This window comes from Mesorhizobium sp. G2-6-1, assembly GCF_055809095.1.
On the sequence record NZ_CM147896.1, the window covers coordinates 411,931 to 438,241 of the forward strand.

The 26,311-nt window shown below is 55.8% G+C and carries 15 protein-coding genes and 4 pseudogenes; 11 read left to right on the plus strand and 8 right to left on the minus strand.

All coding sequences use genetic code 11. The annotated features are described in order from the left end of the window. Both AC0L7S_RS01955 and AC0L7S_RS01960 read left to right on the plus strand, forming a co-directional pair. Positions 1-1,608, plus strand: a complete 1,608-nt coding sequence (locus AC0L7S_RS01955; RefSeq protein WP_473472831.1) for a carboxyl transferase domain-containing protein — start codon at positions 1-3, stop codon at positions 1,606-1,608. A 14-nt stretch (positions 1,609-1,622) separates the two neighbouring features. Continuing rightward, positions 1,623-3,576 (plus strand): annotated as a pseudogene (locus tag AC0L7S_RS01960) (acetyl/propionyl/methylcrotonyl-CoA carboxylase subunit alpha). Positions 3,577-3,640: 64 nt separating this feature from the next. On the opposite strand, the gene AC0L7S_RS01965 reads toward AC0L7S_RS01960, so the two are convergent. The 3 genes from AC0L7S_RS01965 to AC0L7S_RS01975 all read right to left on the minus strand — a co-directional run bounded on the left by AC0L7S_RS01965 (position 3,641) and on the right by AC0L7S_RS01975 (position 6,683). Continuing rightward, on the minus strand, positions 3,641-4,717 hold the full coding sequence (locus AC0L7S_RS01965) for a D-alanine--D-alanine ligase family protein (RefSeq protein ID WP_473472832.1): 1,077 nt from the start codon (positions 4,715-4,717) through the stop codon (positions 3,641-3,643). Positions 4,718-4,891: 174 nt separating this feature from the next. Continuing rightward, entirely contained in the window at positions 4,892-6,016 is a 1,125-nt protein-coding gene (locus AC0L7S_RS01970; protein WP_473472833.1) for an ABC transporter substrate-binding protein, read from the minus strand. Between the two features lie 400 nt (positions 6,017-6,416). Further along, a complete protein-coding gene (locus AC0L7S_RS01975; protein WP_473472834.1) occupies positions 6,417-6,683 on the minus strand; it encodes a sel1 repeat family protein in 267 nt (88 codons plus the stop codon). A gap of 700 nt (positions 6,684-7,383) precedes the next feature. Between AC0L7S_RS01975 and AC0L7S_RS01980 the strand changes: the two genes are divergently transcribed. Next, the gene (locus AC0L7S_RS01980; protein WP_473472835.1) at positions 7,384-7,725 is read left to right on the plus strand and encodes a DUF2147 domain-containing protein; all 342 of its coding nucleotides are present in this window, start codon (positions 7,384-7,386) and stop codon (positions 7,723-7,725) included. A gap of 70 nt (positions 7,726-7,795) precedes the next feature. On the opposite strand, the gene AC0L7S_RS01985 is transcribed toward AC0L7S_RS01980, so the two are convergent. Continuing rightward, positions 7,796-8,518, minus strand: a complete 723-nt coding sequence (locus AC0L7S_RS01985; protein WP_473472836.1) for a glutathione S-transferase family protein — start codon at positions 8,516-8,518, stop codon at positions 7,796-7,798. A gap of 172 nt (positions 8,519-8,690) precedes the next feature. Here AC0L7S_RS01985 and AC0L7S_RS01990 point away from each other — a divergent pair, with 172 nt between their 5' ends. From AC0L7S_RS01990 to AC0L7S_RS02005, 4 genes are all read left to right on the plus strand, one after another. Then, positions 8,691-8,849, plus strand: a complete 159-nt coding sequence (locus AC0L7S_RS01990) for a hypothetical protein (protein ID WP_473472837.1) — start codon at positions 8,691-8,693, stop codon at positions 8,847-8,849. Positions 8,850-8,876: 27 nt separating this feature from the next. Continuing rightward, positions 8,877-9,071 (plus strand): hypothetical protein, encoded by a 195-nt coding sequence (locus AC0L7S_RS01995; RefSeq protein WP_473472838.1) that lies wholly within the window; start codon positions 8,877-8,879, stop codon positions 9,069-9,071. A gap of 78 nt (positions 9,072-9,149) precedes the next feature. Beyond that, the gene (locus AC0L7S_RS02000) at positions 9,150-10,652 is read left to right on the plus strand and encodes an AMP nucleosidase (RefSeq protein ID WP_473472839.1); all 1,503 of its coding nucleotides are present in this window, start codon (positions 9,150-9,152) and stop codon (positions 10,650-10,652) included. Between the two features lie 113 nt (positions 10,653-10,765). Beyond that, the gene (locus AC0L7S_RS02005; protein WP_473472840.1) at positions 10,766-11,857 is read left to right on the plus strand and encodes an endonuclease/exonuclease/phosphatase family protein; all 1,092 of its coding nucleotides are present in this window, start codon (positions 10,766-10,768) and stop codon (positions 11,855-11,857) included. A 27-nt stretch (positions 11,858-11,884) separates the two neighbouring features. On the opposite strand, the gene AC0L7S_RS02010 is transcribed toward AC0L7S_RS02005, so the two are convergent. Beyond that, complete coding sequence (locus tag AC0L7S_RS02010; RefSeq protein ID WP_473472841.1) at positions 11,885-13,564, minus strand: electron transfer flavoprotein-ubiquinone oxidoreductase; 1,680 nt, start codon at positions 13,562-13,564, stop codon at positions 11,885-11,887. Positions 13,565-13,756: 192 nt separating this feature from the next. Between AC0L7S_RS02010 and AC0L7S_RS02015 the strand changes: the two genes are divergently transcribed. Together AC0L7S_RS02015 and AC0L7S_RS02020 are read left to right on the plus strand one after the other, a co-directional pair. Then, on the plus strand, positions 13,757-14,458 hold the full coding sequence (locus AC0L7S_RS02015) for a hypothetical protein (RefSeq protein WP_473472842.1): 702 nt from the start codon (positions 13,757-13,759) through the stop codon (positions 14,456-14,458). 37 nt (positions 14,459-14,495) lie between these two features. Then, positions 14,496-15,338 (plus strand): uracil-DNA glycosylase, encoded by an 843-nt coding sequence (locus AC0L7S_RS02020; protein ID WP_473472843.1) that lies wholly within the window; start codon positions 14,496-14,498, stop codon positions 15,336-15,338. Positions 15,339-15,400: 62 nt separating this feature from the next. Here AC0L7S_RS02020 and AC0L7S_RS02025 read toward each other — a convergent pair. Then, a pseudogene (locus tag AC0L7S_RS02025) lies at positions 15,401-16,292 on the minus strand (DMT family transporter). A 211-nt stretch (positions 16,293-16,503) separates the two neighbouring features. On the opposite strand from AC0L7S_RS02025, the gene pepN reads away from it, so the two are divergent. After that, on the plus strand, positions 16,504-19,149 hold the full coding sequence (gene pepN / locus AC0L7S_RS02030; protein WP_473472844.1) for an aminopeptidase N: 2,646 nt from the start codon (positions 16,504-16,506) through the stop codon (positions 19,147-19,149). Positions 19,150-19,371: 222 nt separating this feature from the next. Next, the gene (locus AC0L7S_RS02035; RefSeq protein ID WP_473472845.1) at positions 19,372-21,684 is read left to right on the plus strand and encodes a PAS domain-containing sensor histidine kinase; all 2,313 of its coding nucleotides are present in this window, start codon (positions 19,372-19,374) and stop codon (positions 21,682-21,684) included. A gap of 205 nt (positions 21,685-21,889) precedes the next feature. Here the strand turns inward: AC0L7S_RS02035 and AC0L7S_RS02040 are convergent. Both AC0L7S_RS02040 and AC0L7S_RS02045 read right to left on the minus strand, forming a co-directional pair. Then, positions 21,890-24,855: pseudogene (locus AC0L7S_RS02040) on the minus strand (bifunctional [glutamine synthetase] adenylyltransferase/[glutamine synthetase]-adenylyl-L-tyrosine phosphorylase). Continuing rightward, positions 24,856-26,309, minus strand: a pseudogene (locus AC0L7S_RS02045) (sensor histidine kinase). Positions 26,310-26,311 lie beyond the last annotated feature (2 nt).

Consider the following 26,311-nt stretch of genomic DNA (forward strand, 5'->3'; position numbering starts at 1 on the left):
ATGGCCGTTTTGCAATCCAAATTGTCCCCGGCAACCGAAACTTTCACGGCAAATGCGGACAAAATGCACGCCCTTGTGGCGGAAATTTCCGAAAATGCGGAAATCGTGCAGCGGGGAGGCTCGGAAGAGGCCCGCCAGCGCCACATTTCGCGCGGTAAATTATTGCCACGCGAGCGGCTGGCGCAACTGCTGGACGTTGGCTCGCCGTTTCTTGAAATCGGCCAGTTCGCTGCGTGGGAGATGTATAACGATGCAATCTCGGCAGCTGGAATGATTGCCGGAATTGGCCGCGTCGAAGGTCATGAGGTCATGATCGTTATCAATGATGCTACCGTGAAAGGCGGCACCTATTATCCGGTGACTGTGAAAAAGCATCTGCGTGCGCAAGAGATTGCGCTGCAAAACAATTTGCCTTGCATTTATCTTGTCGATTCCGGCGGTGCAAACCTGCCCAATCAAGACGAGGTTTTTCCAGATCGTGACCATTTCGGACGGATTTTCTACAATCAGGCAAATATGTCGGCAGCAGGAATCCCGCAAATAGCCTGCGTGATGGGATCGTGCACGGCTGGCGGCGCATATGTGCCTGCGATGGCCGATGAATCGATCATGGTGCGCAAGCAGGCCACCATATTCCTGGGTGGTCCCCCCTTGGTGAAGGCTGCGACCGGAGAGAATGTCACGGCTGAAGACCTCGGCGGCGCGGACCTGCACACGCGTGAATCCGGCGTTGCCGATCATTACGCGCTCGACGACAATCACGCCTTGGCGATCACAAGGCGGATCGTGAAGAACCTGAATCGAAACAAGAGCGTAGGCTTGAGTTTACAGAAACCGATTCCGCCAGTTTATCCAGCACATGACCTCTATGGCATCGTACCTGCGGATGTGCGCCAACCTTACGATGTCCGCGAGGTGATTGCCCGCATCGTCGACGGTTCCGAGTTCGACGAATTCAAGCAGAATTACGGAACAACACTGGTGACCGGCTTCGCCCATCTTTACGGTATGCCGGTCGGCATTATTGCAAACAATGGCGTTCTGTTTTCCGAATCCGCGCTCAAGGGTACGCATTTCATCGAACTTTGCTGCCAGCGCAAAATTCCACTGATCTTCCTGCAAAACATCACCGGCTTCATGGTCGGGCGCAAATACGAAGCAGGCGGCATCGCCAAGGATGGTGCAAAGCTGGTCACGGCTGTGGCCACCGCGCAGGTGCCGAAAGTGACAATGATTATCGGCGGCTCATTTGGCGCAGGCAATTACGGCATGTGCGGGCGCGCCTATTCACCGCGCTTCCTGTGGATGTGGCCGAACGCGCGTATCTCGGTAATGGGTGGCGAACAGGCTGCAACGGTGCTCGCGCTAGTCAAGCGCGAGGGCATTGAACGCAAGGGCGAAACGTGGAGCGCCGAGGACGAGGCCAAATTCAAGAAGCCGATCCTGATGAAATACGAGTATGAAGGTCATCCGCTCTATTCTTCGGCGCGCCTTTGGGACGATGGCATCATTGATCCGGCAAAATCGCGCGAAGTGCTGGGCCTCTCGCTATCTGCCGCACTCAACGCGCCGATATCCGAGACGAAATTCGGCCTGTTGAGGATGTAATGGCGATGAGCGCAATGTTCTCCAAAATCCTCATCGCCAATCGCGGCGAGATTGCCTGCCGGATCATCCGTACCGCCCGCAAACTGGGCGTCAGAACTGTCGCGGTTTTCTCCGATGCAGATGCCAAGGCCCTGCATGTGGTACTGGCAGACGAAGCGGTGCATATCGGCCCCTCTCCCGTTGGCGAGAGCTATCTGCGCGGCGACAAGATCATTGCTGCGGCAAAGATAAGCGGCGCAGAAGCCATTCATCCCGGATACGGGTTCCTGTCTGAAAACCCCGAATTTGTCGATCAAGTGATCACTGCGGGTCTGATCTTCATTGGTCCGTCGGCATCCGCGATCCGCGCCATGGGGCTCAAAGACGCGGCCAAGCGGCTGATGGAGCAGGCTGGCGTGCCTGTTGTTCCGGGCTATCACGGCGAGGCACAAGACATCGTCATTCTCGCCTCCAAGGCGAACGAAATCGGTTATCCCGTTTTGATCAAGGCGCGGGCTGGCGGCGGCGGCAAGGGCATGCGGCGTGTCGATAATCCTGACGATTTCACTGATGCTTTGTCCGGCGCACGACGTGAAGCAAAAGCTTCATTCGGGGACGACCGCGTTCTCGTGGAAAAATATGTCGACAAGCCCCGGCATATCGAAGTGCAGGTTTTCGGCGACAATTACGGCAATGCCGTTCACCTGTTCGAGCGCGATTGCTCGGCGCAGAGCGTCATCAAAAGGTGATTGAAGAGGCTCCCGCGCCTGGCATGACACCGGAACTGCGCAAGGCGATGACCGAGGCGGCGGTCAAGGCTGCAAAAGCCATCAGCTATTCGGGGGCCGGCACCATCGAATTTATCGTCGATGCCTCGCAAGGTCTCAAGACGGACCGCTTCTGGTTCATGGAAATGAACACACGTTTGCAAGTCGAGCATCCGGTAACGGAAATGGTCACAGGCATCGACCTTGTCGAATGGCAATTGCGGGTGGCTTCAGGCGAAACCTTGCCGAAACGACAGGACGAGATTGCCTTGAATGGTCATGCCTTCGAAGCACGCCTCTATGCGGAAGATGCGGCGAAAGGTTTTTTGCCGGCGACCGGTACGCTGCATCACCTTGCGTATCCCGCTTCATCACCTGATGGCACGAGCCTGCGCATCGAAACTGGCGTTTCCGCTGGCGATGCCATCTCCCCCTTTACGACCCGATGATTGCCAAGATCGTCGTGCATGGCGCAGACCGCTCCTCCGCATTAGCTGGCCTCGCAAATGTACTGGCACGGACGGAAGTCGCTGGTTCAACGGTCAATACAGCATTTCTGGCTGCACTCGTTGGCGACCCTGATTTTGCCTCGGGAGATGTGGATACAGGTCTGATCGGGCGCCATCAGGAAGCGTTGACAGCCACACCGCCTCCCTCGCGTGACATGATCGCGACCGCAGCACTTGCCGCCTCGGGTATAATCGAGCGGGAGCGTTCGGACGATCCATGGTCAACTCTTGCGGGCTACGCTCATTTCCACGGCATGGGGCGGCAACTGGACCTGAAACTGGGTGAGCGTGAAATCGACACACGCGTATCGGTGCGCCCGTCCGGGCGATATGACGTTGAGGTCGATGGCAATACGGCCTCCCTTTCGCCCGAAAGTACCGCGCGCACAGTTTATTGGCCTAGTCATGTGACTGTCTTCGAAGGCGCTGTCAGCCATACATTTGCTGTGCCCGATCCTCTTTCGCAAGCTGACGATTTCCTTACCGGGTCAGGCAGTCTGCGCGCGCCGATGCCGGGGCTTGTCAAGATCGTCTACGCGGCGAAAGGAGCGGCTGTCATCAAAGGCCAGCCATTGCTCGTCCTTGAAGCAATGAAGATGGAACACACCATATCGGCACCGCATGACGGTGTGATTGCGAACATCTCGGTGGAAGGTGCGCAAGTTACCGACAGAACCGTTCTCGTTGAATTTTCGGATGAAACGGATGGCTAGCAGGACAAAGCCCCTATGACAACCTGCACTGCCAATGCCAGGATTTTGGCCGGATGGTTCGCTGTCAAGCTGATTGGCTGCCACGGGCCAATCCGTGAGCAACCAGCCTGTCTATAACCTCGGAATAGCTGACGCCGCTGGCCTCCATCACCTTGGAATACATGCTGATGTCAGTGAAGCCGGGAATGGTGTTGAGTTCGTTGATAAGAACGCGCATGTCCGTCGTCACGAAGAAATCGACACGCGCCATGCTGTCGCAACCGAGTGTCCGAAAGGCCTTTGCGGCCATCTCACGCATTCCACTTTCAATCTCTTCCGGCAATTTCGCAGGCACTTTCAACGCCGCTCCACTCTCGTCGAGATATTTGGCGTCGTAACTGTAGAAACCGTGACTTTCGGCTGGCACGATTTCACCTGGGCGTGAAACGAAGAGATTACCTTGCGCATCCTCGATCACGCCGCACTCCACTTCGCGACCGCGAATGAACTCTTCAGCCAATAGCTTTTTATCGTAGGTAAAACCTGCTGCAAGTGCGATTTCGTAGTCTCGCTCTGTCGAGACTTTGCTCACACCTACAGAAGAACCCTGTCGCGCCGGTTTGATGAAAAGTGGAAGCCCAAGCGCACTTTGCAATTCTGCAAACACTGGCGATGTGTCGCGGTGAATTGTGACAGATCGCGCAACCGGCAAGCCAGCCTCGTTCAACAGGCGTTTGGCAATGTCCTTGTCCAAGGCAACTGCGGAACCGAGAATACCACAGCCCGCAAGAGGTACGCACGCGACTTCTGCTAACCCTTGGACAGCACCGTCTTCACCATGAAGGCCGTGCAAAACCGGAAACAAGATGTTGATCTTCGGCAATTCGTAAGGCGTTCCAACGGTCGGGATCGCGATTACTCGCCCGTGCCCACCCGACACAAGGCAAACTTGCGTACCATTGGATGGCAGCAACAATTTGCCATCCTCGAAACCGCTTAACAGCCATTGGCCTTCGCGGGTAATGAATACGGGAACAATGTCGTACTTGTCCGACGCAAGAGCACGCACGACATTGGTTGCCGATAAGATAGAGACGTCATGCTCAGCGGAGCGCCCGCCAAACAGCACGCCTATCCGCAGTCTTTTCGACGACCTAGCCATAAACCTCTCCAATGATCTCAAGAATCAAAATGGCCCGAAATTATGCAACGGGCCACCCTGCTTCGTGAGGAACTGACGATTTCATATTTTTGTCGAAGGCAAACTCACAGCACATATTGCGAAGAATTTGCCTGAAAGTGCCGTGCGTCGGGTTGGACGCACGGCACTCCAATCTCAATCCTGTGGGATCGGTGCGTATTTGCCGTCGTGCCACTGGTTGATATCGTAGCTCGCATTCTTGAGATCGCCTTTTTCGTCAAAGGTAACCGTACCGACGACCGTGTTGATCGCCTCGCCATCTTTCAGAGCCGCTGCGACTTTCATCGGATCGTCAGTGCCGGCGCGCTCGATGCCTTGCGCGATTGCCTGAATGACCGCGTATGAGAACAGGGTAAAGCCCTCCGGCGTGAAACCGCCCGCCTTGATCTTTGCGACGGCTTCCTTGGCTTCAGGTTTTGCCTGCGGGTCGGACGGGAAGACAAACATGGTGCCCTCACCTGCTGGACCGGCGATCTGCCAGAACTCAGGTGAAGCAATGCTGTCTGGCATAATCAGCTGGAACTTGAAATTCTGCTCGGCCGACTGGCGCAAGATAAGTCCGGCTTCGGGGTGATAGCCGCCGAAATAAACGACATCAGCTTTCAGATTCTTGAGCTTGGTGACCAGCGCTGCATAGTCCTTTTCACCAGCGTTGATGCCTTCATACATGACCTCTTTCAGGCCATTTTCATTCATTGAGGCCTTCACCGCATCGGCGATACCTTGTCCGTAGGCGCTCTTGTCATGAAGAATGACAACATTCTTGCCAGCATATTTCTTGGCAATCCAGGGACCGATGAACTTTCCCTGTGCATCGTCACGCGTATAAAGACGCATGATTGTCGACCAACCCTTGGCGGCTGCGTCGTCCGTCATCACAGGATTGGACGAAGCCGGGCTCATCATCAACGCGCCGGATTCCGCATAGACGGCAGATGCCGGAATGCTGGAGCCGGAACAGGCATGACCGTCGATAAATTTAATGCCGTTTGCAACGATGCGGTTCGCCACCGACACCGCCTGCTTGGGATCGCATACGTCGTCTTCGATCGCGATCTTGATTTGGTTACCATTGACACCACCCGCCGCATTGATGGCATCGGCAGCGGCCTGAGCACCCTGTTTGAATTGGTCGCCGATGGTGGCAAGCTGACCCGTCATCGGGCCAACGACGGCAATCGTTATGTCTTCGGCATGGGCTGCCGAGGTGCCTATGGCGAGGCCAAATATCGCCGCAGCCAACAATCTGGTTCTATTCATTGGAAAACTAACTCCCTTAACCCCTGCGCAGCCACTTCGGCAGCGCTTCGATTGACGTATCGGCAACATTTCATTGTTCGCAAAATCTGTCTAGGCGCATGATCAATGGGGCCGTTGGGCCTGCATTGCGTGCACGCGCAAAGAAAAAAGCCACGCCGGTCTTATCATGACCGGTCGTGGCTTTTTTCCTGGCTCAAGACTTCCCCAACGCCCCCGCGCCACGAAATCCCGATCGCCTTCCCTGTCCCGTGCAGCTTACCCGTCCAGATGCCGCATTCTCGTTCGTCTATCTAATTCTTGGTGAGCATCGATGTTTCCGAAAACCGGAAACCACTTTTCGATCCGATGCTCCAGCCGTCTCCGCGGCCTTGTGGTCGTATTTGCCCGTCAAACGTTATTTTTAGTGCATTGTCATCCATTCGCGCGCTTCGCGCAGCGCCTGGGCGATCTCCGGTTTCGACATGGTGGCCGAAAGCTCGGAGCGCAGTTCGGCGGCACGAGCTGAACCCTTGATCGCGGCAATATTGAACCATTTATGGGCAGCAACCGTATCAAGCTCGCAATCGCGGCCTGTTGCGTACATCATACCCAGTTCAAAAAGAATGTCGGCCTGTGCAGTTGCGCCCATTGTTCCAACGTCGGCTTCAAGCATTTCAAAACGTGCCATTTTAATCCCCTGTCTTGTTCCTGTGAGCCGCCTGTTCTGTTGCTGGTGGGCTGCTCTTTCGATGTTTGAGAGAATGGCGCAGTCGCTTGAATCCACCGTTAAATGACGTGCTTAACTCGAAGAAAACAAAGATAAAACAAGAGGTAAACGCAAAATTTTGTTAAGGATAGGAATGCCGGATTCGCGGGAAAGCGTCACCAATTTGACGAAAATTCCGCGCCGTCAATTCAAGACTTCGCTAACCACACCAGAACAAGCTGAAATCGCGGCGCGCATCTTTCGATGATAAAACGGGGCAAATTGGAGCAGAAAAACTCGCAATCTTCCTCTGCGGCACCGCTTCCACCGCGCACCGGACTGCACTAACTTGCAGGCGTGCATGGAATTAGGGCCTGCTGACTATCAGGATTTGGAGCGTGGTATGAGCAAAAATCGTCTGGGTTCAGGAGTGGAGTCGATGGAAGGGTTGCCCCCTTTCGAGACTCCGCGACGCCAAATCGGGCGATTTAGGCCATATCCTTATCGGACGCGGCGGATTTTGCCACTGAATGCGTTGAAAAGCTCTTGTGGTGGTAGACACCACGGCGGTCTTTTCGCCTGTTCAGAAACACAATCCGGCTCGCGCCACGCCCGAAACCTAATAGTCAACAGGCCCTAAGGAATGCACGCGAAGACCATACAGCCAAAAGGGAGGTCATTAATGCTTCGCACAGCCAGCATGATAGTCGCAGCAACATTGATCATGGCCGGTGCGGCATTTGCCGATCCGATCGAGGGCAACTGGAAAACGGAAGCCGGGCCAACCGCCGGAATTACGAACTGTGGCGGCAGCTTCTGCATCAAAATGAAAACAGGCAAACATGCGGGGAAAAGTATCGGCAAGCTAAGCCTGAAAAGCGGGAAATATGCGGGCAAAATCACCGACCCCGCGACCGACAAGACTTATTCAGGGAAGGCTTCGCTGTCGGGGAATTCGCTCAAACTGAGCGGTTGTGTACTCGGTGGCTTGATCTGCAAGAGCCAGACCTGGACCAAATTATAGGTGCTTCAAAGTGCGATAATAAAGAAAGGCGGTTTGTTCCGCCTTTCTTGTCCACGCACGTCAAGCTAGATCATGCGCGCGCCTTCTGGCCGAACAGGACTTTTTGCGCATCCTTATCGTCGGCCAGATTGCGGCGGTGCTCCTGTCCTATTTCCACACCACGCTGGACGGCGGGACGCGCCGCGATCGCATCGAACCAGCGGTTCAGATTTGGGAAATCGTCGAGCTTCTGGCCCTGGTTCTTATATGGCCGCACCCAAGGGAATGCTGCCATATCGGCGATCGAATAGTCTCCAGCCAGATAGCTGCGGTCCGCAAGGCGTTTGTTCATCACCCCATAAAGCCGGTTGACCTCATTGGTGTAGCGATCAATGGCATAAGGAACTTGCTCAGGCGCATATTGGCGAAAATGATGAGCCTGACCGGCCATCGGCCCAAGCCCACCCATCTGCCAGAAAAGCCATTGATCTATATCGGCCCGTTGGCGCTCGTCTGAGGAATAGAATTTCTCAAACTTGCGGCCAAGATATTGCAGGATCGCACCGGATTCAAAAACGGAAATCGGCGTGGTTCCATATTTTCCGCCAGCATCGGGCCCTTCCGGGTCAACGATTGCGGGCATACGGTTGTTTGGCGAGATTTTCAGGAATGACGGCTCAAACTGCTCGCCTTTGCCGATATTGACATATTTGACCGTGTAGGGAACGCCCAGTTCCTCAAGCAAGATCGAAATCTTGTGGCCGTTTGGCGTTGGCCAATAGTAAAGTTCGATCGGCATGGTCTGTAAGGTCATTCCTTTTAACTCCTGTTCTTTCGCGTTTCTAGGACATAGGCCGCTCATGAGGTGGCGCAAGTCTACGAACGGTTAAACACCGTCAATAAATTTGAACCTTGGATGAACGGGCACCTCAGAGCCGGTTCAGGCCGCCTCATGCATTCTTGATCTCAGGACAAGGGGAACAAGAATGTTTGCACGCCGCTTTACCATCGTTTGCCTGCTGACAACGCTGTTCGGCATGGGCTTTGCCTTTCTCGTCGCAGAAGCCGGCCGCGAACCTCGCCAGTGGGACAATGCCAGGTCCAGCACGTGCCTGTTTGGTTGCCGCGAGACTACCAGCCGCTAAGCGGCCACGCGAAAGAAGGACACACACATGACCAATTACGTTTCCAACGCCACCACAATTCTTCGCCTGTTGCCGCGCACAATGGCGCTCCTGTTGATGCTGGCAGCCCCGGTGCTGGCACTTCCGAGCATTCGCGCCGACTCAGGCTCGACCATCGAGGCGCCTGCGTTGAAAAAGAACGGCATGGGGCTCGTCTTGTTGGTCAGCTTGCAACGCGGCTGACCAACGTCATTTACGATAGAAACAAAGCTTTGTCTCCGGCCCCCTCCCAAGTGCGCATTCTTGTCTCTATAGTGGGCCATGGAAACACGAATCTACCCCCAAGCTATTGAAACTGTCGTCCTGCCGGAACCGTTCGAGCAGCAAATGTTCGAAGATGCCGGTGAAGCCGTAGCGGCGCTGCGTGCGCTCTATGAACGCAATACCGCATTTCTACGCGATTCCTTCGCGGCGCTTGCCGGAGGTGGCGATATCAACCGGCGATATCGCGCATTTTATCCCGAGGTCGGGGTTATCACCAACTCGTTCACGCAGATCGATTCCCGTCAGGCTTATGGGCATATGCCAACGCCTGGCCATTTCTCCACAACCATTACCCGCCCGGACCTGTTTGAACCCTATCTGACAGAGCAACTCCAGATCATCATGCGCAACCATGGCGTTCCGGTCATGGTGTCGGAATCGCAAACCCCCATTCCGTTGCACTTTGCCTTCCTTGAAGGCACGCATGTCGATGGTGCAGCAGCCGAACAGATCAAACGACCAATCCGTGACCTGTTCGACGTTCCAGATCTCGACGGAACCGATGACCAGATTGCCAATGGTACGTTTGAGGTGACGATGGGCGAAGCGCGACCGCTTGCGCCGTTTACCGCGCAACGTATCGACTATTCGCTGCACCGGCTGTCGCATTATACCGCGACCAGCCCCAACCATTTCCAGAACTTCGTTCTATTCACGAACTACCAGTTCTACATTGACGAATTCGTGGCCCTCGCACGCGGCTTGATGGAGAATGGCGGAGGCGGATACAGCGAATTCGTTGAGCCGGGAAACATCATCACCCTGGCTGGAGACGCTCCGTCCAATGCTGGCGCGCCACCGTTTCGCCTGCCGCAAATGCCAGCCTATCACCTGAAAAAACCCAATCACGGCGGCATTACCATGATCAATATCGGCGTTGGCCCGTCGAATGCGAAAACGATCACCGACCATGTTGCCGTGTTGCGTCCGCATGCCTGGGTAATGCTCGGCCATTGTGCGGGGCTTCGCAATACGCAGGCACTGGGCGACTATGTTCTGGCTCATGCCTATGTGCGCGACGATCATGTTCTGGATGACGATCTCCCCGTCTGGGTGCCGATTCCGCCGCTCGCGGAAATTCAGGTGGCGCTACAAGAGGCGGTGCAGGAAATAACGGGCCTGTCCGGCTATGATCTCAAGCGCATCATGCGCACGGGCACGGTTGCGACAATCGACAACCGCAACTGGGAATTGCGAGACCAACGCGGCCCGGTTCAACGCCTTTCCCAGTCACGCGCGATAGCGCTCGACATGGAATCTGCCACCATCGCGGCCAACGGTTTCCGTTTTCGCGTTCCTTATGGGACCTTGCTCTGCGTTTCGGATAAACCCTTGCACGGCGAATTGAAACTTCCTGGCATGGCGACCGAATTCTATAAGCGTCAGGTTGCGCAACACCTGACCATCGGCATCAAGGCGATGGAAAAGCTGGCGGAAATGCCAATGGAAAGGCTGCATTCGCGCAAGCTCAGAAGCTTTTCGGAAACGGCGTTCCAATAGATGTCTGCCAATGTGCTACCATGAATGAGCCGCATTTGTGCCGATAACCACCGGCATGAGCAAAAAACACATGCCAGATCACGATGATTTAGGACCAGAATCGATCCAAAATCATGAACGTGATCGATTCCAATAAGTCAGAGCGGGATGCGGGCGGAAAACCGGTATCCACTTTTCCTCATCCCGCTCTGGAGAGAGGGGCACAAGTGGCGCAGGCCGCCATGGTAATCGTCTCATTGATGCTGTTTGCCGGTTTTTTCGGTGCGCTGCATCCGGCATTTGATTCACTTAGCCATTTCCGCGTCTATCTTGCGATTCTGCTCGGGGTTTTGGCTGTGCCGCTTCTGTTTACGCCGGAGCGCGTACTGGCACTGTCGGCGCTGGTATTTGCGCTGGTGGCATTCTCAACAACCTTGAACGCACAAAGGCCCTTCTTTTTTGGGCAAGTCCAAGCCGGTGTTGAGCCGAGAGAGGCTGAAGGCGCGGTCTATCGGCTCTTGCAGATGAACCTGCGTTTCAACAACCCGACGCCAGAACAGGTTCTTTCTCTTATCGGGCGAACCAAGCCTGATGTCGTCACGCTCGACGAAGTGTCGACCATGTGGGACGGGAAACTTGACCTGCTCGCCAGCGCCTATCCATACAGGATCGTCTGCCCGCGCCGCAAAAATGCCTTCAGCGTGGCGATCCTGTCGCGGCGGCCGTTCTCGGATAGCGAAGACGCCCAGTGTTATGAGCGCGGATCAATGGCAGTTGCGACCGTCGACTTTAGCGGCTCAACGGTCGATATCGCTGCCATCCACCTTGGCTGGCCGTGGCCATTCGAGCAGGCGCAGCAGATCGACATTCTTTCCGATCCGCTTGCTTTGCTTGGCGAAACCGCACTGATAGCCGGTGATCTGAATGCGACGCCCTGGAGTTTTGCAGCCCGCCGCGTCGCGAATGCCGGCAAGCTAAAGCTGATGCCATCGGTCGGGGTGACATGGCATTATATCAAGCTGCCCGATTTCCTGAAATTTGCCGGGTTGCCGCTCGACCACGTTTTCAGCAAAGGCAATATTGTCATCCACTCGGCAAAACGCCTTGAAAGTACGGGATCGGACCATCTTCCGGTTCTGGTGGAATTCTCAATTGCCCCCAGATCGAAACGGCCCGACGACAATCATAGCACCGCGACCGTTTCAGCCGAGCATGGCCGTGGCTGATACGCATCTGTACGATAGCGGTCCGTGTCACATGTCCTGATAGACCGGACCTTCTCCACCCTGTGGCGGCACCCAGTTGATATTCTGGTTCGGGTCTTTGATATCGCATGTTTTGCAGTGCACGCAGTTCTGCGCATTGATGACGAATGTGACATCCTTCGCCGACGGATCGGCAGCCGCGTTTCCATCTGCGTCGACCCATTCATAGACGCCTGCGGGACAATAGCGCGTCGATGGGCCAGCGAACCGGTCATGCTCGGAGCTGACCTGTAGCGCCATATCCTTGACATGAAGGTGAACCGGCTGATCCTCTTCATGATTGGTGTTCGACAGGAATACCGAAGACAGGCGATCGAAGGTCAGAACACCGTCTGGCTTCGGATAGGCGATCTTTGTGTGCTTTGACGCTGGCTCAAGTGCGGCATAATCGGGCTTGCCGTGCTTCATCGTGCCAAACGGCGAGAAGCCGAAAAGCGTGTTCAACCACATGTCCAGCCCACCAACGCCGACGCCGACAATCGTGCCAAAACGTGACCATAGCGGTTTGACGTTACGCACCCTCTTCAGATCCTTGCCAATGGCCGTGCCACGCCACGCATCTTCATATGCCGTCAATTCATCGTTGGAGCGGCCAGCGGCGATTGCTTCTGCCACATGTTCGGCGGCCTGCATTCCCGACAAGACGGCGTTATGCGAGCCTTTAATACGGGGCACGTTGACCAGACCGGCCGAGCAACCCATCAACACGCCGCCGGGAAAAGACAGCTTCGGCACAGACTGGTAACCGCCTTCGGTGATTGCGCGCGCGCCATAGCCAATGCGCTTGGCACCCTCAAACGTTGCGGCAATTGCCGGATGAGTCTTGAAACGCTGGAATTCCTCAAAGGGCGAAAGATACGGGTTCTTGTAATTCAGATGCACGACAAACCCGACAGCCACCTGATTGTCCTCCAGATGATAGAGGAACGATCCGCCGCCTGTCTTCATGTCCAGCGGCCAGCCGAAGGAATGCTGCACCAGACCCGGCTTATGATTTTGCGGCTTTACCTGCCACAATTCCTTGAGGCCAATGCCGAACTTGGCCGGTTCGCGCCCGTCTGACAGGCCATATCTGGCGATGAGTTGCTTGGCGAGCGAGCCGCGCGCGCCTTCGCCTATCAGCACATATTTTCCCATCAATGCCATGCCCGGCGCATAAGCCGCACCGTGCGAGCCGTCCTTTTCAATACCCATGTCACCGGTGAAGACACCAGTGACGGCTCCCTCTTCGCTGAACAGGAGGCCGGCGGCTGCGAAACCCGGATAAATCTCGACACCCAGCGCTTCGGCCTTTGTGGCAAGCCAGCGACAGACATTGCCAAGCGAAACGATGTAATTGCCGTGGTTGTTCATCAAGGGTGGCATCAGGAAATTTGGCAGGCGCACCGAGCCTGCCGGGCCAAGCACCACAAAATGATCAGCCGTGACCGGCGTTTTGAAGGGATGTCCTTCTTCTTCGCGCCAGCCGGGCAACAGCCGGTCGATGCCGACAGGATCAACCACGGCACCGGACAGAATGTGGGCACCGACTTCGCCACCCTTTTCGAGAACGACCACGGAAAGCTCTGGATTGACCTGCTTGATACGGATTGCCGCCGAAAGGCCCGCAGGTCCAGCACCGACGATCACCACGTCGAATTCCATGCTTTCGCGTTCAATACCGCTCATAAATGCCTCCGCACTTGCTCGCCAGCATCTTGCTGGCCTACGCGCTCCATAGCGCATCAAAACGCGACGCGAAACCGGTGAGAACGGGACATTTGCGATTTCACACTGCCATCGTCTGTCGCAGCGCTAACGCATCTGGCGCATTGGTGCAAACATCAACAGGTTTGGCATGGGTGGTAGTGGCTGCGTGCCTTGTTGCTTTTTTGGGTGTGCCTTGGCGCGCTTATCGGTCATACTTCGCGGATGCACACCTCGGTCCTAGCCGAATTGTCATTGAAGCGCGGTTTTCCCCGGTCCAGTCGGGCCTGCGTGCTGGGGGTATGTGGGCTTGTACTTGCGTCAGGATTATCCAGTCCTACCATTGCCGCCGAGCGAAAAGTATGGCTGGCGGGAGCCTATTCTTTCTCAGATGAGCTGGGCGGCTTCCAGATTACAGGCGTTTCGGGGAAAGGCACCCGCCAGGATCCCCTCGTCATCGTGGAAGAATTGAATTCGGCGTCACCTGTCACGCTAACCATTCGCACGACCAAACCGATCAGGCCGTTCGATGTGTCCGGCAACTATGCCAATGGCATCATGTATATGCGCATCGACGCATTGAACAATAGCGGCCAGACGTGGATCGAGTTCGAATTCGAGTTGCAGGAAATTCTCGAACAACCGAGCGTTTTTGGCGATGGATTGTCGTTCGACCAGCGCACCAAGACCCCTGAAAACATCGTGTCGAGCAATTTCCGCAAGTTTGACCGTGATTCCGAGCCTTATGATCGACTTTTGTTCACACAGGGACAGGTCAATCCGATACGATCGGTGTCGTTCGATTTTCTCGTTACCGACTATACGCCACGCTGGACCTTCTATCTTGTCCAGGACCCGCGTATTCCTTCGTCGTGAACTTGCAAAGTGCCATCGTTTTGGCGAATGTGGCGCAATGACTGGACCCTCCCCGCAGACCCGGTTCGACGTGCATGACCTGCTGGCTTTCTATGCCGAGGCAGGCGTCGATGAGCCGATGAATGACGAGCCCGTGAACCGGTTTGCGCAACCAGTTGCGCCGACAGCTGTAGAGCCGCAAATCAAATCCCGATCACGAGGCGAAGCGCCACGAAGCCAAACGCGTAGCGAAGCTATACGCCCGTCAGCCGCGAAAGCCTCGATTCCCGACGAACAACAGGTATTGCTGGCGCGCGAACTGGCTGCAAAATCGGCCACTCTGGATGAACTTCGTGAACATATGCAGGCATTTGACGGATGTAATTTGAAGCATACCGCCAAGAGCCTTGTCTTTGCCGATGGCAATCCGAATGCAAGCCTCATGCTGGTGGGGGAGGCACCGGGGCGTGACGAGGATATGGAAGGCAGGCCATTCGTTGGCAGATCGGGACAACTTCTCGACCGAATCCTAAGTGCTATCGGACTGGATCGCACATCGGTCTATATCGCCAATGTCATTGCGTGGAGGCCACCGGGTAACCGTACCCCAACGCCGCACGAAATCGAAATCTGCCGGCCATTTATCGAAAGGCAGATTGAACTGGTCAATCCCAAAATTCTGGTGAATGTCGGCGGTGCCTCAGCAAAAGCCTTGCTCGCAACGAATGAGGGTATTTTGCGGTTAAGGGGAAACTGGCGCACCTACACACCGGCATCCGGAGCGGCTATCCCGGCCATGCCGACGCTGCATCCAGCCTATCTGCTCAGGACGCCGGCTCACAAAGCACTTGTCTGGCGCGATTTCCTCGAAGTGAAGATGAAGCTTCGTTCACTTGAATGAAGTGATTTTCGAAAGTGCGCGCTAAAGCACATCGCGTCTAAAGGGATTCATGCGCGCGACACTCACCCTTGCGACGGGGTGACCCTGCGGGCGCGAGTATGTTCGATACCAAGTTGGCGTTCGCGGAAAATGATGAAAATTCCGGCGGACACGACGATCAGGCCGCCGATCAGCATATAGGCAGTTGGAACATCGCCAAACACCACGTAACCAACCGCAATGGCCAGAATCATCGACGTATATTCAAACGGTGCCACCACGGAAACTTCGGCATGGCGGTAGGCTGCCGTCAGCAGGATTTGCCCTATTCCGCCGCAGAAGCCCGCCGAAATCAGCAACACGGCTTGGGTCGCCGTCATCGCCTGCCAGCCGAACGGCAGGGTGAGAAGCGCCATAAGGCTTGCCGTCATCGAAAACCAAAGGACAATCGTTGCTGTGCGTTCGCTATGTACGAGATTTCGAATGAGAATCGCAGCAACGGCAGAGGCCGACGCTCCAGCCAAGGCTGCCATTACGCCAACAACTTCCGCATCAGCCATCGCCGAACCTGACGTCAGCAGCGTCAATTCCGGCCATGAGATGATGACCACGCCGACTAGGCCAACCGCGACCGCGCTCCATCGATAAAATCGAGATCGCTTCGCTGAGAAAAACAGAGCTGAAAACGACCACCAGCAAGGGTTGCGCGTAATTCAAAGTGATCGCATCGGGCAAAGGCAGACGCGTCAATGCGAAAAATGTCATGCCCATCGAGCAGACACCGACCACACCACGGGCAATGTGTGCCAATGGCCGCTTGGTGACGAAGGCTGTGCGCAGTTCGTTCTTGAAGGCGAGGAAAATCAGGATAGGTATGATCGCGAAAAAGGATCGGAAAAAAACGAGTTGGCCCGCAGGAAGCGTGCCTGTGGCTTTGATCAATGACGACATTGCCACGAAAATCGTCACCGACATGATTTTCAGTGTTATCGCGGTGAGAGCACCGCGGGAACCAGGAATGATGGGCGATGTCACTTGACTTCGAAATCCTGCAGCGCTGTGCAATTGAGGAATAGTGTCGCCGGCATTTTGACGACAGGCTGTTTGGTGTAAAGAGCGCGGACATCGAACTTCTTGGGCCAGCGAACCCGCCTTGCCTAACTGAAACTAAAAGGAAAGCAACCGGATGCGCACCGACACTGGCCAAATATTCAAGCTTGAGAACTATCGAGCCAGCGCCTATCTCATTCCCGAAACCGCGCTGACATTTCGCCTGACACCTACTTCCACCATTGTGGTTGCGCGGTTGACGATAGAACGGCGCGCTGGCGCGGCCGCCTCGACGCCGCTCGTCCTTGATGGTGACGGACTGAAGCTTCGGCGTCTCGAAATTGACGGCAACGCAGTTGCTCCATCCGCCTTTAGTGCGGATCCCGATCAGTTGATCCTGTCTTCACCGCCAGAAGCGCACCGTTTCCAACTGTTGATCGAAACCGAACTGGCCCCCGCCTACAACCAGGCACTCATGGGGCTTTATCGCTCCAACAATGTCTATTGCACACAGTGTGAGGCAGAGGGGTTCCGGCGCATTACCTATTTTCTGGACCGGCCGGACATATTGTCCGTCTACACGGTTCGCATCGAAGCCAAACACAGCGAAGCGCCGCTGCTGTTGTCCAATGGCAATCCCGCAGAAAGCGGCGATCTCGGGGATGGGTGGCATTTTGCGGTGTGGCACGACCCGTTCCCCAAACCGTCCTACCTGTTCGCATTGGTCGCTGGTGATCTGGGCAAGGTCATCGACCGTTTTGTCACCTCGTCGGGGCGCGTGGTCGAACTCGGCATTTTTGTCGAACACGGGAAGGAAAACCGGGCCGGCTATGCAATGGATGCGCTCAAGCGATCCATGAAATGGGATGAGGAGGTTTTCGGGCGCGAATACGACCTCGATGTTTTCAACATCGTTGCCGTTTCGGACTTCAACATGGGTGCCATGGAAAACAAGGGCCTCAATATCTTCAATGACAAATATGTCCTTGCCGATCCCGAAACTGCGACCGATGTCGACTTCGCCAATATTGAGGCGATTATCGCGCATGAATATTTCCACAATTGGACTGGTAACAGAATCACTTGCCGCGACTGGTTCCAGCTATGCCTGAAGGAAGGGCTGACTGTTTTCCGCGATCATGAGTTCAGCGCCGATCAACGTTCCCGCGCCGTCAAACGCATTGCCGAAGTGCGTACCTTGCGCGCCCTTCAGTTTCCCGAAGATCAGGGACCGCTGGCGCATCCCGTGCGTCCGCGTCGCTATCGGGAGATCAACAATTTCTACACGGCCACCGTTTACGAAAAAGGCTCGGAAGTCGTGCGCATGATCCACACAATTCTGGGCGCAAAGATGTTTCGAGCCGGGATGGATCTATATTTCGAACGACATGACGGCGACGCTGCGACAATCGAGGATTTCGTCAAAGTTTTCGAAGACGTGTCGGGACGCGATCTGTCACAATTTGCGCTTTGGTATCATCAGGCAGGGACGCCGCATCTGGCGGTCAGTGCGACTTATGATGCAAAGGCGCAGGACTTCACGCTGTCAATCGAGCAATCCGTGCCGCCAACGCCTTCCGAAAGCCGGAAGCGGCTGATGCATATACCACTGGCATTCGGGCTGGTTGGACAAGATGGCAGCGACCTCTCCTATGAGAGCGTCGACGGTGCCACTGTGACAGGTGACATCATCCACCTGCGCAAACGCCGGCACATTGTGCGCTTTGCGGGGGTCAAGCAGCGTCCGACCGTATCGCTCAATCGCGGATTCTGCGCACCGGTAACACTGTCGGTCGAGCAGAAGGCTGACGATCGGTTCTTTCTCGCAGGCCATGACAGCGACACGTTCTCGCGCTGGCAGGCATTCAACGGCTTGCTGACAGACGCGCTTATCGCAGCTTATCGCCACACACTTGGCGGTAAACAGACGAAGCTCCCGGCGCGCCTGATCAAGCTGGCTGGCAACATTGCCGCCGACGATAGCCTGGAAACAGCCTATCGCGCCCTGGCGCTCACACTTCCCAGCGAAGCCGACATCGCTCGCGACATCGGCAAGGATATCGATCCTGACGCAATCTTTCGCGCACGCGAAGCATTGGCTGGTGCAATAGCCTCGGCCAACCATCAGGAATTCCTCGAGCTTTACGGCTCACTGCGTGATAGCGGCGAATTCAAACCCGACGCGGCAAGTGCGGGCCAACGCGCCTTGCGCAGCGTCTTGCTCGACTATCTTGCGCGCTTGCCCGATGGCGCGGAGCTTGCCTCACGCCATTTCAAATCTGCAACCAACATGACTGATCGCGTGGCAGCGATGACAGTTCTTGCCCACCGTCATCCCGGCATGGGGCAGACCGGCGAAGCGCTCGCTGCATTCGAAGCCAGATACGCGTCCGACCCCCTGGTGATGGATAAATGGTTCCAGATTCAAGCCGGCACGCCGGGGCCGCAGGCTGTCGAAACAGTGCGCACACTGACTGAACACGGCGCATTTTCAATGTCCAACCCAAATCGCCTGCGTGCTTTGCTCGGCACATTCGCCAATGCCAATCAAAGCGGCTTCCACCGTGCCGACGGTGCCGGGTACAAACTTTTTGTGGAATTTGTTTTGCAGATCGAGAAAAGCAATCCGCAGGTTGCGGCAAGACTTGCGACTGCGCTGCGCTCATGGCGCTCGTTGGAACCTGAGCGCCAAACCAAAGCAAGAGAGGCGCTGGTTTCGATCGCCGGCACTCAAAACCTGTCCGCCGATCTACGCGACATCGTGGAGCGAACGCTGGCATAGGCACCGGAAAAAGTCGGCGCTGCGTGAATGCAAAAACACCTGATCACCATCTATTTAGGTAATATTTGGCGACCGGGTGGGCTACGATCATTTGCCGATTTTCGATCTTTTTTCTCCCTGGCTATGGACAATGCAGATCACCTTTGATTCTTTAGTGACGATTCGGGCGTGCAGTGTAGCCGAGATCATCAAGCAGAACAGAGCTTCGGGGAGAGCCATTTCATGGCCAAGGCGGACGCGTGGGGCGCGCCTGGGGAGACCGCATTTGAGCGACGTAGTGCGATGCGCTGCGGCGGTCTTGCTGGCAATACAAGGCTGATCGCGCAACCTGCCTACCAGAAACTGCTCGCTGCCGAACCGTTTCTACGCAAATTGATCCCGACCCTGATTGTTGTTTTTCTGGTAGTCGTTGCAGCTTTGCGCTGCCTTTCGCTGATGAACTGGCACGATGATGTCGATCGCAACACAAGAGCCCTGCTTGCACTGGCGGCGGGCCAGTTGGTTGCGGTCGATGTTGCCGCTTCGGGCGAAACGCCGCAAGACTTGATCGGTCGTGTCGGCCGTTCAGGCGCCATGGGGTCCAGTTTTGTGCTGGCGATCACCGACGATGCATTCAAGATTTCAGCAGTGACACCGCGATCCACGGTCTGGCAGGGCCGGCTGCTCAACGATATCGTCAGAGGCGGCCAGCCGCTTTTCATGTTCGGTAATCGCGCCGGCGTCATGGATGTCAAGATCGGTGGTCAGGACTGGTTTGCCGCATTGGACATCAATCAAGACAGGAGTGTCGCGGCCGCTGCCCTTGTGCCCAAAAGAGCGGTCTTTGCCGAATGGCGCAAGACCGTTTCACTCAATGTCACATTGTTCGTGCTCACCGCCGGTGTGCTCATCATCATACTCTACGCATATTTCAGCCAGGCAGCGCGTGCCCAGGCTGCGGACCGAATCTATTTCGAAGGACACCAGCGCATCGACATGGCACTGGTGCGTGGACGCTGTGGCCTTTGGGACTGGGATATCATGCGCGGTAAGATGTATTGGTCGCGCTCCATCTATGACATGCTTGGCTACAAACCATGCGAGACGATGCTGTCTTTCGGTGAAGTGGAGGAGATCATACATCCCGAAGATGGCGGCTTGTTCGAAATTGCCAATCGGATCGTGGCCCGCGAAATCGACCATATCGACCAGGTTTTTCGCATGCGCCATGCCGACGGCCAATGGATATGGATGCGGGCCAGAGCACAGGTCATGGACCCTGAAGCACCTGAAATTCAACTGATCGGCATCGCTGTCGACATCACCGAACAGAAGCATCTCGCGCTCCTTTCCGAGGCGGCGGACCTGCGGCTGCGAACCGCGATCGAGAACATCAACGAGTCCTTCGTTCTCTGGGATTCAGCCAATTGTCTTGTCATGTGCAATTCCAAATACCAGCAGGACAACGGCCTCTCCGACCGCGACGTCAAGCCGAGTGTGCCAAGAAGCGATGTAGAAAAACGGATGGTTGCCTTCGCGTCAGAACGGCGGCTTGCCAATACAAACGGGCCAAACGGTGCCACATACGAGCGCCAGTTGGCAGATGGCCGCTGGCTGCAGGTCAACGAGTTGAAAACCCGAGATGGCGGAACCGTCTCGGTGGGTTCGGACATCACCCAGATCAAGCAGCATCAAGACAAGTTGGTCGACAGCGAAAGACGGCTCATGGCCACCATCCACGATTTGAGCCTCGCGCGCAAAGCCGAAGAAGAACGGTCACGCGAACTGGTCGATCTGAATCGGAACTACGTCAAGGAGAAGGAACGGGCAGAGGCCGCCAATCAGGCCAAATCCGAATTCCTGGCCAACATGTCGCACGAATTGCGTACGCCGCTGAACGCCATCATCGGGTTTTCGGAACTTATGGAACAGGGCCTGTTCGGACCTCTCGGCTCCGATCGCTACGAGGAATATGCCACCGACATCAACGATAGCGGTAAATACCTTCTGGGCGTCATCAACGACATACTCGATATGTCGAAGATCGAGGCTGGGCAATTCTCGATGGAGAGCGAAGAAATCGATCTGTGTCCGCTTATCAAGGAAACGGTACGGGTCGTCTCGCTGCAAGCGGCAGAAAAGTCAATCACCGTCGAAACGCGTATCGCCGACACCATGACGCTTCTTGGCGATCGCCGCGCCATCAAGCAGATCCTCATCAATCTGCTTTCGAATGCGGTGAAATTTACGGGTCAGGGTGGGCATATTTCCGTCAGAGCGCGCAACGCGTCCGGGGCGCTGATCCTGAGCATCGAAGATAGTGGCTGCGGCATTCCGAAAAACGCACTCAGCAAACTTGGACGCCCATTCGAGCAGGTGCAAAATCAATTCTCCAAGAACCATGCCGGTTCGGGGCTTGGCCTTGCGATTTCACGGTCTCTTGCCGAGCTTCACGGCGGCGCGTTGAAAATACGCTCGACGGAAGGCGTCGGCACCATCGTGTCGGTACGCATTCCGTACAAAAAAACACCTCAGCCGATCAGAATTGCCGCATAGCTCAAGCTTTTCACAGCACTTCGGGATCATCTGTTTCCTGCTTGGCGTGCCGCTCCATCTGCTCGCACTTTGTCAAACGCCTTGATGTTGACTAAAGCACATCGCGTCTAATGGGATTCATGCAAGTGCTTTAAGCCCTTGTTTTCGTGCATGTCGTTGTCCCAAAACCGCTGCACACTTTTGGGCGACATGCACTAAATTTCCTCTACTTGCGCTTTGCGCCGAGCAAGGCGGTGAAATGTTTACGCACAATGGTAGCTGTTTCCTTGAGATGCGCCTCCAGAACACCAAAATCCGGCAAGTCGGTCACCGCCAGCAGCAGGTCTGAAAGCCCGGGCGGCACATCGGACTTGTCGAACGGGCCAGTCAAACAAAGACGTGTAATCTGCGCTAGAGCCAGATAAAGCGCATAAGCTTCGCACAACTCCTGCTTCACCTGGGCGTCGGCAAAATCGAGGGAGAGACCCGCCAGAATTTCAGCGGTCCCTGTTATGCCGTGAGGTGCACCTGATCGTCCCGTTATCACCGCGACCTGGGCAATGAACTCGAGATCAATCAACCCGCCCGGAATAAGCTTGATATCCCAATCGTCGCGTGGCGATTTTTCTTCCTCTATCATCTTGCGCATTTCGCATGCTTCACGCGCAACTTTGGCACCATCACGCGGCATCGCAAGAATGGACGACACTTCCACATCAATCTCGGCGCAAAGTTGCTCATTTCCGGCAATTGTCCGGGCTCGTACAAGCGCCATCTGTTCCCAGGTCCAGGCGTCCTGCCGTTGGTATTTGCGAAAGGCATCTATGTGGGTTGCCACCGGCCCCTTGTTGCCTGATGGACGCAAGCGAAGGTCCAGTTCATACAACACGCCTTCCGCAGTCGGCGCCGCCACTGCAGCGATGAGGCGCTGGGTCATGCGGCTGAAATAGTGTGCTGGCGCAAGCGGTTTTACGCCGTCCGATTCTTCGGCTTCCGGGTCGTGATCGTACAGAAGGATAAGGTCAACATCAGACCCCGCCGTCAGTTCCTCACTGCCCAACTTGCCCATGCCAAGGAGTGCCACCTTGCCGCCGGCAATCCGGCCATGGCGTGTCGCAAATTCCTCGCTCACTGCATCGAGAGCGGCCCCAATCGTGAGGTCGGCCAAATCCGAGAACGCCCTGCCCGCGCGCGCTGGATCAATCGATCCGGCAAGGAGGCGAACGCCGATCAGAAACTTTTGTTCAGAAGCAAAAATGCGCAAGCGATCAAGAACTTCTTCATATGGCCTGTCGCCATCAAGAAATGCAGCAAGCCGCGCGGAAAGATAGGCGCGATCCGGCAACTCACTGAGCAAGGCCGGATCAAGAAGTCCGTCGAAGACATGTGGGCGACGGGTAATAATCGCGGCAAGGCGCGGTGCAGCTCCCATGATTGTCGCCAGCAATTTCAGCAAAGCGGGTTTGGATTGAAGCAGCGAAAACAGCTGGATGCCTGCCGGGAGGCCTGCCAGAAACTCATCGAAGCGTAACAAGGCTTCATCCGCTCGGCGCGTTTTGCCAAACGCTTCGAGAAGGGCCGGCGTGAGTTCCGTCAAGCGCTCACGCGCCTCGGCCGATTGAGTTGCGCGGTAGCGCCCGAAATGCCAGCTTCGAATAACACGGCAAATATCGCTCGTTCGTTCAAAGCCAAGTTGCTGCATGGTCTGCAAGGTATCAGGATCGTCCAGATCGCCGGTGAACACCAGATTGCCAATGCCGGCCGACAATTCCGGAGCCGTTTCGAAAAGCGCCGCATAATGACCCTCCACCTGCTGCAATGCCGAACGAACAGCCGTTGAGAACGACGTAACGTCAGTAAAAGCCAGCATGTATGCAATGCGAGTCAAACCTTCATCGTCATCGGGAAGTGTGTGGGTCTGCTCGTCGGCGACCATCTGGATTGCGTTCTCGATACGGCGCAGAAACCAATATTGCATTGCCAACGTATCGCGCGCCTCGCCGGTGATCCATCCCCGTTCGGCAAGTTGCGCCAGCATCGCGACCGTCTCACGTCCCCGCAATTCCGGAAAGCGCCCTCCGGCAATCAATTGCTGAGTCTGAACGAAGAATTCGATCTCACGAATCCCACCCCGACCGAGCTTCACATTGTGGCCTTTCACAGCAATCTCGCCGTGCCCCTTGTGGGCGTGAATCTGCCGCTTGATGGAATGAACATCGGCGATTGCCGCGTAATCCATATATTTTCGCCAGATATATGGCTGAAGTTCCTTGAGGAAAGCAGCACCTGCCTCCATGTCGCCTGCAACCGGGCGCGCCTTGATCATGGCTGCACGCTCCCAATTCTGGCCGCGCCCTTCATAGTAGTTGAGGGCCGCTTCGACAGGAATGGCCAGCGGCGTCGAACCCGGGTCGGGCCGCAATCGCAAATCGGTGCGGAACACATAGCCATGTTCGGTGCGGTCTTGCAGGATGCGCGCCAGCCTGCGGGTAAGGCGCACGAAAATATCGATTGCATCGAGAGGATCGACAATTGCCGGGGCTTCAAGATCGAAAAACACGACAAGGTCTATATCGGACGAAAAATTCAATTCTCGTGCACCGAGTTTACCCATGCCGAGCACGATCCAGCCGGAACCCTGCGCCGGGTTCTCGGGATCGCCAAGACGTATTTTCCCTTTCTGATGGGTTTCGCGCAGGAGAAAATCAACACCGGCGCAGATGCAGCAATCAGCGAGGATGCTCAACCGCCGTACTGTCAGTTCGGTATCGGCCTCGCCCGCCAGATCGGCCAACGCGATCAGGAAGTGCGCCTCAGCTTTCAACTGACGCAGCTTCATCATCAATATCGATTCGCTCACATCGTCAGCACGCGCTGCCTTTGCAATCTCGGCTGCAATGGCCTGCAACCGCTCATTTATTGTCTGATCGAACAGACCATCCAGCATCTCGGGTCGACGCTGCGCCAGATCACGCATGAATGGCGAAAGCCCAACCACGGCTGTGAGAAATTCATGGGCCGCATTTTCTTTGAAAACAACCCGGCGACACGCGCCAAACCTTGGTCCTTCGCGGCGGCTACGACGTCAGACACTTCTTGTTCGGCGCGATCACGATCAAGCGGCACAATTTGCCGAGCCAGTTGCAACCGCCAATCGTGTTTATCTGGGCCTTTGGTCACAGATGGTGCCATCTAGGATTCTTCTCGTTCGGGGAATTTCATCTCGACCGATAATCCCGGATTAGAAGGCAAAAGATCAAGGTGCCCCTTGTGGAACTTCATGATCGCCTTGGCCAGGCTCAGGCCGAGGCCTGACCCAGGCTGCGACCGGCTCTTTTCCAATCGCACGAAACGTTCGGTGGCACGCGCTCTGTCATCTTCGTCGGGGATGCCTGCGCCATTATCAGTGACCGTCAGCTTCACCCCGCCATCGGAGCGCGTCAATTTCACCCGCACCAAGGGGGCTTTGGCCGCGCCGGCTGAATATTTGATGGCATTGTCGATAATGTTGGAAAGAGCCTGCCCAATCAATTCCCTATTGCCATCCACAATGAAGGCACCATCAACAGTTGCCTCTAATTTGACACCTGTTTCATCTGCGGCTGGCTCATAGAGTTCAACCACATCGCGAACCGCGTCTGCCATGTCCACCGGTTCGGTGTTTTCTGAGGAGTAGCCTGCTTCCAACCGGGATATCATCAGGATTGCGTTGAAGGTCTTGATTAGGTGGTCCGATTCGGCAATCGTTCCTTCCAGTGCTTCGCGATAGGCTGCGGACTTGTGATTGCCGGAAAGCATTGCCTCGGCCCGATTACGCAATCGTGTAAGTGGAGTCTTCAGGTCGTGAGCAATATTGTCCGAAACCTGTTTAAGACCTTCATTGAGCGCAGCGATCTTTGAAAGCATGGCATTGAGGTTTTCCGAAAGCCGGTCAAACTCATCGCCCGCCCCCGTCATCGGCAAACGACCGGATAGATCGCCACCCATGATGCGTCGGCTCGCTTGCGAGACACCATCTATGCGCTTGAGTGCGGTTCGCCCGACAAAGAACCAGATAAGCAGCCCTCCAAGACCCATCATGCCGAGCGCAAGCATCAGCGCCCGGCGGACCACCGCGCGCATGCGTTCTGGTTCGCCAAGATCGCGGCCAACCAACATGATCATCTGGTTTGGCAAACGCAGGACAACCGCAATCGCGTCATGTCCCGGATCGCCTTCCGCCTCCACACCGGTCTGTTCAGACCCGGAAGCTCGTTGACGTTCAAGCTCGGCTTCACCAAAGCGCCGATAATAAAAGGCTTGGTCGTCCAGCCCTCGTTTCCAAGCACACCGGGCTCTAGACTGCGAACATTGCCGGTCAATATCTGTCCGTTGGCATCGGCGATCAGGTAAAGATTTGCACCAGGTTGGCGCGAGCGCTGTTCTACGACTCGAACGAGTATAGGCAAACCGCCGCGTTGATAGGCACGAGCAAGACCAAGAACTTCGCTATTGATCGTTTCCTGTGTTTGCGCCGTCAGCATTCGCACCGACAACGACGTAATGTAGAAAACCAGCAGAATTGCGCAAAGTGCGAAAAGCAGCAGAAAGAGCGCGGAAAGCCGTGCCGCTGTCGTCCTCATGATTGCCGGCATGGATAGCGCCATGT